Genomic DNA, 15201 nt, shown 5'->3' on the forward strand with positions numbered 1-15201 from the left:
TTTCGCGCTCGTTATTTGTAGCTGCCCATGGTCACCTTCAGGATGACCGGGGTGAGCAGGTTGATGCCATAGTCGGTCTGGTCGCCGTTCCACACGCGGCTCATCACCCAGCGCCCGTCGACCACGCGGCCCTCCTCGACGCGGAACACCGCGCCGTTCTTCGGGCCATTTTTGGCCGTCCCGAAGTTCAGCCGAACGTGATCGCCGACCACCAGGAACTCATTCGGCGACAGGTGCGCGATCGTGACACCGCCGACCGGTTCCTTCGCCCAGACCGGAGGCTCGGACTTGATCCACGTCCAGTCCTTCTGCCCGAACTGCCATTCGCCATAGCTGGTGCCGATCGTCCAATCGCCCATCGTGACCGACTGGACTGCGGCCTGCCCCGCGCTTTCGTCGGGCTTGGCAACACCCCAGGTGGGATGTTCGAACGCGATCTTCGCCCAGTCGCGCGCCATCGTCGACAGCGCCGCGTATTTCAGCCCGATCGCATCGACGGTCTCGTCGTCGAGCGCCTTCGCCCCCAGCGGATAATTGAAATACCCGGTCTCATCCATGCCGAACGGCGCATAGCCGATCGCGCCGCGGCCTAGCGCTGCGTAGAAGAACCGCGCGAACTCCTTCGCATTGCCGATCTCGGGCACCATCAGCGCGTTGTCCGGCCGGGCATAGGCGTCGAGGTACAGCGCGACATGCGCCGCATCGCGGTCGTAGATGTCAGGCGCCTGGAAATCGAGCGCAGGCGCCGCCGCCTTCCAGATATCCAGCACGTCCTGCTGCGGGCCGCCGCTCGCCACGCCGGTCGGGTCAGGCACGTTCGACGGTCCGGCGAGCGAGGCGTTGACGTACATCGGCAACGGCTTGATCGCCTTCCCCGCCGCCGCGATCTCGTCGACGAAGCGCGCGGTATGCCAGGTGTTGAACGCGCGGTCGGCCTGCGCGCCGAACATCTGCGTCCAGCTTCCGCCCGGCTTCTTCAGCGCCTTCGCCAGTTCGGCGGGCACGGGCTTGGCAAACACCGCATTGGCCTGAGCCCCGTAATCGCGCGGTGAGCGATAGCTGCCGACCTCGTTCTCCGGCTGCACCATGATCACCGTGTTCTGCGGATCATGCGCCTTGAGGTACTTCATCACCTCGACGAACGCGCGCTTGTCCGCCTCCAGCGTCGCACGGAACATCGGCGAATGGACATAATGGTCGGTGCCGTCCTTCAGCTTCATTCGCGGAAAACGGCGGTTGTCAGCCTTGAACCAGTCGGGCGTGTAGCCGGGCGACGTGTTCTTCCACGTCCCGAACCACAACAGCACGACGCGTTTGTCATGCGCGCGCGCCTGATCGAGCAGTGTCTGCAAAAACGACAGGTCGAACTTGCCCTCGACCGGCTCGACCTGCTGCCATGCGATCGGGATCTCGACGGTGTTCGCATGCATCCGGTCGAGCATCGGCCAGATCTGCGGCAGCGCGGACGCATAGTTGCTGCTGTTGTTGACCTGCGCGCCGAGCATCAGGAACGGCGCACCATCGACCATCAGCGCATGACGGCCGCCCTTGGTGACGATCCGCGGAACCTCGGTCGGCGTCTGTGCCGAAGCGACTCCGGCGATCAACGAAGCGGACAGAGCCAAGCCCGCGACCATCTTCTTCATACGAACCATCCCTGAATCCTTTTCTGACGATGCGGGACCGACCGGAAATACCCTGCCGATCGGTACCGAAATACTTGCGTTCCGCACCGGCTAGCGGTGTGGTGCACGCGCGGGGAACACGTCATTCCTCTACGAATACGATGCCACCCAACCCCGACGCTTGCGCGCCGTCGCTCTCCAGCAACACGGAGACGATCCGGTCGCCTTCGCCGGCGGGCATGGGCACGATGAGCGTCGCGGGCGCGAACCCGGCCTTCGTCCCGACGCGCTTGCCGTCGATCCAGACCTCGCCACGACCGACGACCCCTGCAAGACCAGCTTCCGCCGCGCTCGCGCACGGGCGGCGCGGAGTGACCTTGGCGCGCAGCACGCTCCAGGGTCCCTGACCTTGCGCCGGCTGGATTTCGCCGGCGCGCACGAACAGCCAACTGTTCATGTCGTTGTCCGCCAGAACGATGTCGGGCGATGGCCGGGTCGCGGACGCGGGGATTGTCGCCAGTCCTGCACCAGGAGCGTCGCCGCGGTGGTCGGCACACGCGGCCGGGGTGCGGTTGCGAGCAGGCGGACCGTCGTCGTCGCACTTCGCAGGTTAGCCGACGTCGCCTCGAGCGACAACGCGCGCGCGCCTTGCTCGGCACGAACGATGACCTGTGCCAGGCCGTTGAACAGCGCACGCCTGTCGCCCTGTTCGGCTTCGTGGCTGATCGGATCGCCGTTGCCGAGGCCCATGATCGTCCCCCCGGTCACGGCGAATGCGACGGGAAGATTGGCGGTCGGCACATGGCGTCCGCGCGCATCGACCGCATCGATCGTGAACGGCTGCACGTCCTCGCCGTCGGCGGCCATGACGCTGCGATCGGGCGTGATCCGAAGCGCGACCGGCGCGCCGGTCGTCTCGACCACACTGCGCACGACCTCGCGCCCGCCGCGATAGCCGATCGCCTCCAGCCGGCCCGGCGCATAGCGAACCTGCCACTGCGGCATGGTGAAGCGATCGACCGCCTGCTCGCCGATCACCGTGTCGTTCAGCAGCAGCCGCACCGTATCGACATTGGTCAGCGCCATCACCTTGACCGGCTGGCCCTCACGTCCCGGCCAGTTCCAGTGCGGCATCAGGTCGAGCAGCGGTACGTCGTCGATCCACTGCGCGCGGTGGAGATAATAGGCCATCTTGGGGAACCCGCACAGGTCCATGATCCCGAAATAGCTGCTGACCGACGGCCATTCGAACGGTGTCGGTTCGCCGTGATAGTCGAACCCGGTCCACACGAACGTCCCGCCAACGAAGGGGCGCTCGGCGATCGATTTCCAGCCGGCGCGGTGCGTACTGCCCCAGTCGGCCGGCTCCTCGTCATAGGATGCCATGACGTGCGCGGCCCGGTCGGTCGTCCACGCGCCGCGCGTCATGAAGCTCGACGTGTCCTCCGAACTGATCATCGGCAGCGTCGGATTGGCGGCATGGAACCGGTCATACTGGTCGCGCTGGTAGTTGAAGCCGACCAGGTCGACCGCCTGGCTGACGTTGACGGGGGCGAACATCCCGCTGTTCATCGCCGCGGTCACCGGGCGACTGTCGTCGAGCGCCTTGACGGTCCGCGACATGCGCCGGACCATTTCATAGCCGGCGGGCGTGCCCTGCATCGGCTCTTCGTTGAAGACCGACCACATGATGACGCTGGGCCGGTTGCGATCGCGCCGCACCAGCCATTCCAGTTGCGCGATATAATCGGGGCTGGTGTTGAAGTTGCGGTTCTCGCTCATCACCAGGAAGCCGAGGCGATCGCACGCGTCGAGCACCTCGGTCGCGATCGCATTGTGCGAAAACCGGATCGCGTTGCAGCCCAGATCCTTCAGACGCCGGAGCCGCCATTCCCACAGCGCATCGGGTACGGCGACGCCGACGCCCGCATGATCCTGGTGGTTGCACGTCCCCTTGATCTTCAGCGGGCGGTCGTTGAGATAAAACCCGGTCGCGCCATCGAACCGAAGCGTCCGGAAGCCGATCCGAAGCGTCCGCTCGTCGACCGTCTTTCCCGCGCGGATTAGCCTGGTCCGCAGCGTGTAGAGCGTCGGCGTCTCGACCGACCACAGTCGGGGAGTCGCGACCGGGAGACTAAGCGCAACCTCGGCTGGCTCAAGCGACGGCACCGCCCCGCCAGCGGTTTGCGTCGCGATCACGCGCCCGTCGGGATCGATCAGCGTCGCTTCGATAGTGACCGCGGCCGCTTCCTTGCCGATATTGCCGAGCGTCGCGGTCACCGGGACGGACCACGCGCCGTCGGGTCCGCGGCGCGGATCGGCGTGGATACCATCGGTGGCGATGTAGGTGGCATCGCGCTTCACCAGCCAGACGTGGCGGTACAGCCCCGCGCCCTCGTACCACCAGCCTTCCATCGTCTGCGCATCGACGCGCACGACGATCGTGTTCAGGTCGTCGCCATAGCGCGCGAGATCGGTGATATCGACGTACACCGAATTGTAGCCGCTCCAGTTGTGCGCGACGACCGATCCGTTGAACCAGATCGTCGCGTTCGTCGCGATCCCGCCGAACTGGATTTCGAGATAGCGCCCGCGGTCCTGCGGATCGAGCCGCAACGTGCGCCGATACCAGCCGAAACCGCGGCGGCGATAACCCTGCGAGACGTTGGCGCTTTTGGCGACGGGCATCGCCATGGCCCAATCGTGCGGCAATGCGACCTCGGGCCAGTCCGAATCGTCATAATATAGGGCCGCGGCACCCTGTGCCTGTCCGGCCTTCGCGCTGTTGTAGGACCAGCCATGCCCGCGGATCTCGGGCATCGGTATGTCGCCGAGATGAAACCGCCAGCCGCCGTCGAGCAACAACCGGCCCGGATCCTCGACCGCCGCGCGCAGCGGCAGGGCGTTGCGCGTCGCGGGCATCGGCAGCGCCCCGCAGTTGCTTCCTCGGACCGCGCTACCGCAGCGCGCGCGACCGGCGCCGGTCCTACCGCCGCGCCAAGCGCCGCACCATTCGCAAGAAACAGGCGGCGGCTGATCCGGGTCGTCGGCTGGTCCTGCTTCATCGTTTCCCCTCCGAAGCGCGCATATAGCGGCCATGCTTACGCTTGCGAATCGAAGCCAGCGGCCCTGTCATAACCGTGTCTATCATTCCCTGCCCGTCAGAGGCTGAGCCCGATCCAAAGACCGAGCCCAGCCCTGACGTCCAGCGTTGCCGGATCAGAAGGTGATGCGCGCCACGCCGCTGATCTGGCGATCGCTCATGATCGAATCGCGCGGCCGGGTGGTGATGCCGTAGAAGGTCGACCGCACCGTGTTGGTGAGGTTCGTGCCGTTCAGCGTCAGCGAGAGATGCGGCGTTATGTTGGCGGTGATCGACGCATCCAGCTGGCCCGACGGCTTCTGGAACTGCGGCAGATTGCCCGTACCGTTCGCCGACGTCGTCACCAGGAACTTGCTCCGCCAGTTATACGCAACCCGCGCCGAGAGAATCCCGCGCTCGTAAATCCCGATCAGATTGTAGTTATACTTCGACAGGCCCTCGAGCGACAATTGCGTCACCGGACCGTCGCTGGCCGGGCTCGGCGCCTCGGAGTCGACATAGGTGAAGTTCGCCTGCACGCCCAGGCCGGCGAGCGGTCCCGGCAGGAAGTCGAAGAACTGCTGATACGCGACTTCGGCACCCTTCACCTTGGCCTTGGCGGCGTTGCTGTAGGTGGTGACGTCGTAGGTCGCGGTGACGCCGTCGGTAAAGGTGACGTCACGCGGTGTGATGACCGTCTGGATGTAGTTCGAGATATCCTTGTAGAATCCCGCGACCGTCAGCGATCCGGTCTTGGCGAAATACCATTCGAGCGAGGCGTCGAAATTGGTCGACTTCATCGGCTTGAGATAGGGATTGCCGGTCGACGTCACGTGCTGCTGGTCGATCTGCGCGGTGCCGGGCTCGGTGATCGTCAGGCTCGGATTGAGCTGATTGAAGTTCGGACGCGAGATGTTCTTCGACGCAGCAAAGCGCAGCTGGAGGCGGTCGGTCAGGCGCCCGCGCACGTTGAGGCTCGGCAGGACCGACGTGTACTTGGTCGCCTCGTTCACCTGCGTGAAGGTCGGCGCCGCGGTCGACTGGGTGCCGTCGGGCGCGGTGATCAGGTCGACCTGCTGGTAGAAGCCCGATACCGCGACCTTGCTCTGGACAACGCGCACGCCGAGGTTGCCGTCAATCGGCACCGGCAGGTCGTCCGCCTTGAAGAACGCTGCAGCATAGCCGGTATAAGTCTTCTGCGCCTGCGTGTTGGTGCCGCTCGGCACATAGCCCGGCGTCGTCGTGATACCGAGCGACTCCCGCGTATCGTCGTAGTTCAGGACCGTCGGCAGCGAGAAGGCCTGGATATCCCCGAACAGATCGGCCTGCCCGCGGAAGAAGCCGCTGAGGTCGACATAGCGCAGGTTGGTCGCAGCCCCGGTCAGCCCGGTATAGCGATAGCCGGTATCGCTGGTGCGGTTACGACGATCGGCAAACCGGAAGCCGGCCTTGATCGAACTCAGGATGCCCCCGTCGAAGCGATATTCGCCGTCCAGGCGACCGACCTTGTCGGTGCCCTTCGAGTTGTTGAGGTTATCCAGGTAAAAGCCCTTGCTGTAGGTCGCGGGGTTCGCGAGCCCGTCAGCGGACGTGATCTGAAACGACGGGATCTCGCCCGAGATGTCCTGCGTCAACGTGGTGGCGACACCGCTCAACCCGACGATCGAGTTCAGGTTGTCGGTCTTGGAATCGACATATTGGAGATCGCCGGTGATCGTCAGGTTGGCGGTCGGCTTCCACTTGCCGTTGAGCGAATAATCGGTCGTGACCGAATGGCGCGACCCGAGCGAGGTATTGTTGCCGATCGGAACGTCGGTGAACGTGCCGCTCTGGAAGTCGCCGTTCGGTGCATAGGTGAACGGCGCGCCGGCCAGCGGCGTAATCGAAGCCCCGCTGGTGTACGCGAAGTAGCTGTAGCCATAGGACCGCAGCTTGTAATCGTTGCGGAACAGCTCGCCGGTGAACTCCAGCGTATCGGTCGGGCGCCACTGGAGCGACACGTCGATGCCGAGGCGACGACGGTCGCCGAACACTTCGCCGATGCCGGTGCCGTGCGGCAGCGTCGTGGTCTGGCCGGTACGCCCGAGCAGCGCAGCGGTGGCGGCGTCACCGGGATTGCTCTCGTCGAGCGTGTAGAACGGCTCGGTCGAGATCGTGTCCTGCCGGAAATTCGTCTTCTGATACGACGCGCTGGCGAGGATGCCGATCTCGCCGATGCCGGTGTTCCAGCGATCGCTGAGCAGCAGCGAGGCGGCCGGCTGGCTCTTCTTGATCAGGTCATAATAGGTGTTGGTCGCCGAACCCGAGATCTTGAAGCCGTCGAAATCGAACGGCTTGCGCGTGCGGAAGTTGATCGTGCCGCTCAGCTGATCCTCGATCAGGTCCGCCGACGGGTTTTTGTAGACGTCGATCCCGGCGAGCAGCTCGGACGGTACGTCCTCGAGGCTCAGCGCGTTGCTCGAACCGCTCGCGGTGAAGATGTCGCGACCGTTCAGTTCGGTGCGGACCTGCGTCAGGCCACGGATCGCGACCGAGCTGCCTTCGCCGAAATTGCGCTGGATCTGGATGCCCGAGATGCGCTGCAGGGCTTCGGCGATGTTGCGATCGGGCAATTTGCCGATGTCTTCGGCGACGATCGAGTCGACGATCTGCGCCGAATTGCGCTTGATGTTCTGGGCCGACTGAAGGCTCGCGCGGACGCCGGTGACGACGATGTCCCCCTGCGTCATCGCCAGCCGCAGGTGTTTCGGGTGCCGGGTCGATGGACTGGCCCTGGTCGCCGCTCGGGGCAATGGTACCGCTATTCTGCTGCGCATCCGCGACCGGTGCCGGGGTCGTCTGGGCATGCGCCGCCGAGCCCATCAGCATGATAGCCAGCAGCGACACGGTCGTGTTGAGATTGCCGATCCTGCCGACGGCGGTGGGTGTCCACGAACCCTTCATCATACTCTCCTTCAGCAGGTCGAACGCTACGGCCGCCTGTGTTTACATTACGAATTTCGCACGCGGCGCTCCGCAGACGTATCGTGGCGGGCCGCCTACATCACACGTAAACCGATTTATATGCTTATTCGAATTACGCGGACAATTTGGGCGAAAGGCTGGCAAAAATGTCGCACACGATGGACATTGCCGATGCCCTTGCGAACCGACCTGACCACGCGACGTGTTTGCCGTAGAGGGGATCCGATTCCACCGGTTCACGGCGAGATCGCGCGCAAACGGCCATTTCGGCCCTTATGAAGCTCTCGATAGGGAGCACCGGGGCGGTGGCGATGCGCCGCGCAAACCCACGCACACTCACGATTTTTCTGAAAGCGACGACCGGTCGAACCGAAGCAAGCCGACGCAGCGCTTGCAATTGTAGGACTTAATTGCAAAACGTTGCAGGCTTGTCGTTGGCATGGGATCGCCGCCTAACGCGCGGACCCGCCGGCCTCTTGCTGGGAGAGGCGAATGGTAACGTTCAACAAACGCGAGATACTGGGCGCCCCTTGGCGGCAGCGTTCGGGCTCGAGGGAATGTCCCGGGCCGCAAATCGGGGAGCGCCCGGCCCTGCCCAGCCCATCAACCTCGACATAACCCCAGGAAAATTCGAACCGACGGTGCAGTCGCTCGCCGGCTATCGCGCGCCCGACTGGTTTCGCGACGCCAAGTTCGGCATCTGGGCGCATTGGGGACCGCAGGCAGTGCCGAGCCAGGGCGACTGGTACGCGCGCTTCATGTACGTGCCCGGTCACCCGCATTACGACCACCACGTCAAGACCTACGGCCACCCCTCGAAGGTCGGCTACAAGGACATCATCCCGCTGTGGCGCGCGGAGAAGTTCGATCCCGACGCACTTGCCGCGCGCTATGCCGCCGCTGGCGCGCGTTACCTCGTCTCGATGGGCGTGCATCACGATAACTTCGACCTGTGGCGGTCGAAGCATCACCGCTGGAACGCCGTCGCGATGGGGCCGAAGCGCGACATCGTCGGCGAATGGAAAGCGGCCGCCACGCGGAACGGCCTACGCTTCGGCGTGTCCGAGCATCTCGGCGCAAGCTATAGCTGGTGGTATCCGAACCACCTCTACGATCAGTTCTGGCCCAAGCTCGGGCTTGCCTATGACGGCGCCGATCCGCGCTATGCCGATCTCTATCACACCAACCGCGACGAGCCGTTCATCAACACGCCCGCCAGCTGGTACACGACCAACCCCAAATATCACGCGATGTGGTTCGCCCGAATCCGCGACCTGATCGACAGCTACCAGCCCGACCTGCTGTATTCGGACGGCGGCCTGCCGTTCGGCGAGGTCGGACGCCTCGCTGCTCGCGCATTTCTTCAACAGCAGCATGGCGCGCACCGGGAAGCTGGACGCGGTCTACAACTGCAAGGATACGGGCTCGGGCGCGTTCAGCACGGACTGGGCGGTGCAGGACGTCGAGCGCGGCGTCTTGAAGGGTATCAACCCACACCCCTGGCAGACCGACACATCGAACGGCGACTGGTTCTTCAACCGGACCGACACCTACAAGACCACCGACGAGGTCGTCGCGATGCTCGCCGACGTCGTCAGCAAGAACGGCAACCTGCTGCTGAATGTCGTAATGCGCGGCGACGGCAGCCTGCCCGCGGAGTCCGACCGGTTGCTGGCCGATCTGGCGCCGTGGATGGCCGCCAATGGCGAAGCAATCCACGGCACGCGTCCGTGGAAGATCTATGGCGAGGGTCCGACCACTGCCGTCGCTGGCGCGTTTGCGGAAAAGACGAGTTACACCCCGCAGGACATCCGCTTCACGACGAAGGGCGAGACGCTGTACGCGATCACGCTCGGCACGCCGCGGGGGCAGACCGTGATCACGTCGCTCGCCCAGCCCAACCCGCACGAACGACGCCGGGTCCGCGGGTGCGCCTGCTCGGCCTCCCCGGCGGCGTCACGTTCCGCCAGACCGGGCAGGCCTTGGTCATCGATCTGCCTGCGACCTTGCCGACGCGTCACGCGAGCGCCTTCGCGATCGACTTCGCCTGACGAGAAATACCGCACGTGCACATTGTGTGCGTCGATCGAATACGAGCTTGGAGAGGCCATTTGAAACACCCACTGATCCGCGCCCTGCGTTTCGCGATGCTTGCGGCTGCGACGCTGTCGGTACCGCTTGCCGGCATCGTTCCAGCGCAGGCGCAGAGTGCCGTCGGGCATCCCGACTGGCCCGGCCGCGGCGATCTGTTCGTCGGCGCCTGCTATCAGCCGATCGACCGTTCGCCCGAGCAGGTCCGCCAGGACATCGCGATCATGAAGAAGGCCGGGTTCACCATGGTCCGGATGGGCGACCTGTCCTGGGATTCGTTCGAGCCGCAAGAAGGCCATTTCACCTTCGAATGGTTCGACGCGATTCTCGACCAGATGCATGCCGCCGGGATCAAGGTGCTGCTCGACATTCCCGGCCAGCCCGCCCCGACTTGGCTGCACAAACACTATCGTCACCCAGGACGGTGTCCGGCGCAATGCGGCGACGCGCTATTGGGACAATATCAGCGATCCCGATTATCGCCGCCTCGTCCGGCGGCTCGCCGAGCAGATGCTCAAGCGTTACGCCCATAACCCCGCGGTGATCGCGGTCGGCTATACCAACGAGATCGGCAACGGCCAGATGTCGTATTCGCCGGCGGACCGACAACGCTTCGTCGGCTGGCTGCAGAAGAAATACGGGACGATCGCCGCCCTCAACACCGCCTGGGCGACGCAGCGCTGGTCGCGCCGGATCAACAGCTGGGACGAGGTCGACCTGCCCTATGGCAATGGCCCGGGGCCGAACGAGCGCAATCTCGATCTTCGCCGCTTCTGGTCGGATGACACGGTCGGCGCGCTCACCGACCTCGAAGGGGTGCGGAAACAATATGCGCCCAACCTGCCCGTCGCGTCGAATTTCTGGCCCGACGCCTGGACCAAGGGGTTCAATTACCTTCGCTCGTGGGACAAGGTCTCGACCTATGGCGGCCAGGGCTTCTATCCGGGCGAGCCGCTCGGCGCGGCGCTCGACGTGTCGCGCAACCGCGCCGGACACGATACGCCGATGTGGCTGAACGAGTTCACCGCGGGCGGCGGGGGCCATTACGGCACGCCGGGCCGATCGCGGATGTGGGCCTATTTCGGGCTGATCTACTACGCGCAGACCTTCCTCGCCTGGACCTTCAACTCGCATAGCGGTGGCGAGGAACAGGGGCTGTTCGGGCTTGTCGACCATGACGGTCGCCCGTCGTGGAAGGTCGGCGAGTTCGGCCAGATCGCCAGCGAATTCGCCAAGCTGAAGTCGATGGGCTTCCCGCGCTATCGCACGCCCGAGGTGGCGATCGCCTATTCGTTCCAGACCAACTGGCTGACCTCGCCCCCGCCGGGGCCGAACACGATGCAGGAATATTTCAAGACCAACTACCCCGATCAGGCCAAGGCCGCGCTCGCCCCGCTGTTCGCCGACAATATCGACACCGCGGTGATCGACATCGGCCACGACGCGATCGACCGCTACAAGCTCGTGATCCTGCCCAGCGCGTACATGATGGACAAGGAAACCGCCGAGGCGGTGCGGCGCTATGTCGCGAACGGCGGGACGGTGATCATGACCGGCTATTCCGCCAAGGTCGACGAAACCGGCAAATGGTTCGAGACGCCCCTGCCCGGCCGGCTGACCGATGTGTTCGGCGTGCGGACCAACGAATTCTACCGCGCCGAGCAGCCGCTGAAGGTCATGTTCGGCGGCAAGGAGCAGACTGGTAGCGATCCCTATTACGAAGTGCTCGAACCAAGCACAGCCAAACCGCTGGCGATGTTCACCAACACGCCCAAGCCAAGCCCGGCGATCACCGTCAACCGCTTCGGCAAGGGCAGCGCGATCTACCTCGCGACCGCCGCGCAAGCAGCCTTTCTCGATCCGCTGGTCCGCTCGCTCTACGCCGAACTCGGGATTGAGCGTGGCCCGGTCACCCCGCCGGGGTGGTCGCGCGCGTCGTCGACGGACGGACGCTGTACGTCAACACGAACGCTGCGCCAGCCCGCGTCACCCTCGCAGGCGAACAACACGATACGCTGACGGGCAAAGCCTATACCGACCGGGTCGACCTTCCGCCGTACGGCGTGGCGCTGCTACGGTGAGGCCAGGGGCGACCAGATTGGGGGCGACCAGATTGCTGATTTTCGTGTTGCCTGAACACGAATACGGTTGACCGGCATGCCCTGTCTGAAATTATACGACAAAATTATCGCTTCGCCCAAGATAGCGTTACCGTAAGGGCATAAGCCCGTGGAGAGGATTTCGATGCACAGTTTCCCAGCCGATATCGTTGTGCAGTCGCTCGACCGGTCCCGCATCACGGCGCGACTGGGCTGGTCGTCGCGGCTGGTCGCGCGGCTGGCCATGGGCGTATCGCTGGCGACGCTCGGCTCAGCCGCAATCGCCGCACCGATCGCGACGGTCGATCGCAACGGCAGCCTCGTCTCGGTCGAGGCCTATGCCCCCAACATCGTCCGCGTGACGATCGCGACTGACCGCGGACAGGTCGACGCGCCCCGGGCGACGGCCCCAACGCCAAGCCCGATGCCGCCGGCTGGACGCATCGTAACGACGCGGGCGCCGATGTCTTCGCGTCCGCGGCGCTGTCGCTGTCGGTCGACGCGAAGCCCTGGCCCAAGGCCCCAACACAGATGGAGCGCTATTTCGCGCCGTCGCTGCCACCCGTGTCGGTGACGATCCGCAAGCCGGACGGCACGATGCTGACGCAGATGACCGGGTGGGAAATGGCGCCGCACACCGTCAACGGCGAGAAGACGTTTCGCGTCGGGGCCAGCTTCGCCTCGCCCGCCGACGAGCATTATTATGGGCTCGGCCAGAACCAGGAAGGCAAACTCGACCTGCGCGGCCGCACGATCGACTGCCGCCACAATTACGACGCGCCGGCGGGCGAGACGGTCTGCGTACCCTTCATGGTCACCAACAAGGGCTATGGCATCGTCTGGGACAATCCGTCCGCGACGATCGTTTCCCCGGCCTGCACAGTTCGACGCACTGGCAGTCGGAGGTCGGCGAGCGCGTGTCGTTCTTCGTGATCACGGGCGCCACCACGGACGAGATCTATGCCGGCTACGCGACGCTGACCGGCACTACGCCGCTGCCGCCCAAGGCCGCCTTCGGCCTCATCCAGAGCAAGGCGCGGTACGAGACCGACAAGGAATTGCTCGGTATCGCCGAGGGTATCGCAGCCGGGGTCTCCCGCTCGATATCATGGTGCTCGACTGGTTCTACTGGTCGCGCATGGGTCAGCTCGACATCGACCGGAAGTATTTCCCCGATCCCAAGGGCATGAACGACAAACTCAAGTCGATGGGGATGCGTTCGATCATCAGCGTCTGGCCGCGCTTCGAAAAGGAATCGCGGTATTTCGACCTGCTGTCGAGCAAGGGCTGGTTCCTGACGGACAAGGACGGTAACGTCGTCGACGGCCTGCCGATCCGGTCCGATCGCGCGGGCGCGTTGCTCGACAGCACCAACCCCGATGCGCGTCAGTGGTTCTGGGAGCGGATCCGCGACAATATCGCCAGCCAGGGCTTCGACTGGTTCTGGCTCGACGAGACCGAGCCGGATCTGGTGCCCGACGGCAACTTCTATTCGATCGGCTCCGGCGACCGCTATCGCAATGTCTTCCCGCTGCTCCACACCATGAGCGTGGCGGACGGGTCGGCGAAGGATCGTCCCACCATGCGCAACCTGATCCTGTCGCGCGCCGCCTATCTCGGCGCCCAGCGCAACGGCGGGCTGTTCTGGTCGTCGGACATCAAGTCGACCTGGGAGGCGCTTCAACGACAAGTGCCGGCCGGGCTCGGCTTCACCGCAAGCGGCATGGCCTATTGGGGCAGTGACATCGGCGGCTGGCAATGGCCGAACGGGCCGAAGGCGACGCGTCCGGTGCTGCTCGATCCGGCGGGCGCGACCGCGATGGCGCCCGATTACGCGGATTATCCCGAGCTGTTCACGCGCTGGTTCGGGTACAGCGTGTTCACGCCGACCTTGCGCATCCACGGTCAGCGCCCCGCCACCGCGCTCTGGGAATATGGCACGGCGGCCGAGCCGGTTCTCGCGAACTTCCTGAAGCTGCGCTATTCGCTGATGCCGTACATCTACTCGCTCGGTCGCCACACCTATGAGAGCAATGCGCCGATGATGCGCGCGTTGTTCATGGACTTCCCGAACGATCCCAATGTCGCCGACATGGGCGACGAATATATGTTCGGCCCCGCCTTCCTGGTCGCGCCCGTCACCGAACAGGGCAAGACCAGTCGCCAGGTCTATCTGCCGGCCGGGGCCGACTGGTATGATTACTGGACCAACCAGCGCTTCACCGGCGGACAGACGGTCACCGCGAATGCGCCGATCGACAAGATCCCGCTGTTCGTGCGCGCCGGGTCGATCATCCCGATGGGCGTCCAGGTGCCGAGCACCGCGACGGCGCAGGCGCTGGAGAGCATCCGGGTCTACCCGGGCGCGGATGCAAGTTTCGCGCTGTACGACGATGACGGCGTGACCAACGACTATCGGACCAAGGGCGGTCGCAAGGCGATGCTGCGCTGGGACGACAAGACCCGCCGCCTGACCGCGTCTGGCAAGTTGCCGACCGGGCAGGACGCCGCATCGCTGGTCCAGATCGTGGCTCCGAAGTGATCCGCGGTATCGCCGTCGCCGCACTGTCGCTGGTCGCCTTGCCAGCGACTGCGCAGACCAACGTCCCGGGCGATCCTTATGCCGGCGATCCGGTCGGGATCGTCGCGGCGCCCTGCCCCACCCATCCGTCCCCGACCGACGGTGCCGGGTGGGAAACGTGGAAGCTGCACGTGCTCACGCGCGATTTCGGCCAGCTGTGCCGCTATCGTGCGCAGAACGAACAGCTGAAGGCGTCGCGCGCCCCGGTCCGCGTGGTCTTCATGGGCGATTCGATCACCGACAACTGGATCGGTGCGGACGCCGGGCTGTTCACCGGCGGACTGGTCGATCGCGGGATCAGCGGGCAGACCACGCCGCAGATGCTGGTGCGCTTCCGCGAGGACGTGATCGCGCTGAAACCGCGCGCGGTCCACATCATGGCGGGCACCAACGACATCGCCGGCAACACCGGCGCCTCGACGATGGAGATCGTCCAGGGCAACATCGCCAGCATGGCCGACCTGGCGCGCGCGAACGGCATCAAGGTCATCCTCGCCTCGACCCCGCCCGCCGCCGCCTTCCCGTGGAGCAAGGACAAGCAGCCCGTGCCGCAGATCCGCGCGCTCAATCAGCTGGCTGAAGGCCTATGCGGCGAAGAACGGCTTCACCTATGTCGATATTACACCGCCCTCGCCACGGCCGAGGGCGCGATGAAGCCGGGGCTGGCGAGCGACGGCGTCCACCCGACTCCCGCCGGCTATGCGGTGATGCGCCCGCTGGCCCTCGCCGCGATCCGCCGAACCGTCGCCGCCAAGTGAG

The 15201-nt window shown here is 65.0% G+C and carries 7 protein-coding genes and 3 pseudogenes; 6 read left to right on the forward strand and 4 right to left on the reverse strand.

Features of this window, described 5'->3' with window-relative positions; genetic code table 11:
• Positions 1-11: 11 nt before the first annotated feature.
• The 4 genes from AC0IX7_RS08990 to AC0IX7_RS09005 all read right to left on the reverse strand — a co-directional run bounded on the left by AC0IX7_RS08990 (position 12) and on the right by AC0IX7_RS09005 (position 7436).
• The gene (locus AC0IX7_RS08990; protein ID WP_471811455.1) at positions 12-1646 is read right to left on the reverse strand and encodes a DUF5597 domain-containing protein; all 1635 of its coding nucleotides are present in this window, start codon (positions 1644-1646) and stop codon (positions 12-14) included.
• A 121-nt stretch (positions 1647-1767) separates the two neighbouring features.
• Positions 1768-2082 carry a hypothetical protein gene (locus tag AC0IX7_RS08995; protein ID WP_471811457.1) on the reverse strand — a complete coding sequence of 105 codons (315 nt, stop codon included), beginning with the start codon at positions 2080-2082 and terminating at the stop codon, positions 1768-1770.
• Positions 2079-4547: a beta-galactosidase GalA gene (gene galA, locus AC0IX7_RS09000; protein ID WP_471811458.1), complete on the reverse strand. Its 2469-nt coding sequence runs from the start codon at positions 4545-4547 to the stop codon at positions 2079-2081. Before galA ends, AC0IX7_RS08995 begins: the two co-directional genes overlap by 4 nt.
• Before the next feature lie 297 nt (positions 4548-4844).
• A complete protein-coding gene (locus AC0IX7_RS09005) occupies positions 4845-7436 on the reverse strand; it encodes a TonB-dependent receptor (protein WP_471811460.1) in 2592 nt (863 codons plus the stop codon).
• A gap of 792 nt (positions 7437-8228) precedes the next feature.
• Between AC0IX7_RS09005 and AC0IX7_RS09010 the strand changes: the two are divergent.
• The 6 genes and pseudogenes from AC0IX7_RS09010 to AC0IX7_RS09035 form a co-directional block, all read left to right on the forward strand.
• Positions 8229-8933, forward strand: a pseudogene (locus tag AC0IX7_RS09010) (alpha-L-fucosidase); the annotation flags it as partial.
• Between the two features lie 112 nt (positions 8934-9045).
• A complete protein-coding gene (locus tag AC0IX7_RS09015; RefSeq protein ID WP_471813811.1) occupies positions 9046-9786 on the forward strand; it encodes an alpha-L-fucosidase in 741 nt (246 codons plus the stop codon).
• Positions 9787-9986: 200 nt separating this feature from the next.
• Positions 9987-11598: pseudogene (locus AC0IX7_RS09020) on the forward strand (beta-galactosidase); the annotation flags it as partial.
• Positions 11599-11684: 86 nt separating this feature from the next.
• A complete protein-coding gene (locus tag AC0IX7_RS09025; RefSeq protein WP_471811462.1) occupies positions 11685-11843 on the forward strand; it encodes a Beta-galactosidase C-terminal domain in 159 nt (52 codons plus the stop codon).
• 262 nt (positions 11844-12105) lie between these two features.
• Positions 12106-14403, forward strand: a pseudogene (locus tag AC0IX7_RS09030) (glycoside hydrolase family 31 protein).
• A complete protein-coding gene (locus AC0IX7_RS09035; protein ID WP_471811464.1) occupies positions 14400-15200 on the forward strand; it encodes a GDSL-type esterase/lipase family protein in 801 nt (266 codons plus the stop codon). Before AC0IX7_RS09030 ends, AC0IX7_RS09035 begins: the two are co-directional and overlap by 4 nt.
• The last annotated feature ends 1 nt before the right edge of the window (position 15201 follow it).

The organism is Sphingomonas sp. AC411 (genome assembly GCF_979253035.1).

Bases quoted from the DNA above. Each gene is read 5' to 3' on its own strand.
- AC0IX7_RS08990 (WP_471811455.1), bottom strand. From the start codon at position 1,646: ATGAAGAAGATGGTCGCGGGCTTGGCTCTGTCCGCTTCGTTGATCGCC.
- AC0IX7_RS08995 (WP_471811457.1), bottom strand. From the start codon at position 2,082: ATGAACAGTTGGCTGTTCGTGCGCGCCGGCGAAATCCAGCCGGCGCAA.
- galA (WP_471811458.1), bottom strand. From the start codon at position 4,547: ATGCCCGCGACGCGCAACGCCCTGCCGCTGCGCGCGGCGGTCGAGGAT.
- AC0IX7_RS09005 (WP_471811460.1), bottom strand. From the start codon at position 7,436: ATGACGCAGGGGGACATCGTCGTCACCGGCGTCCGCGCGAGCCTTCAG.
- AC0IX7_RS09015 (WP_471813811.1), top strand. From the start codon at position 9,046: ATGGCGCGCACCGGGAAGCTGGACGCGGTCTACAACTGCAAGGATACG.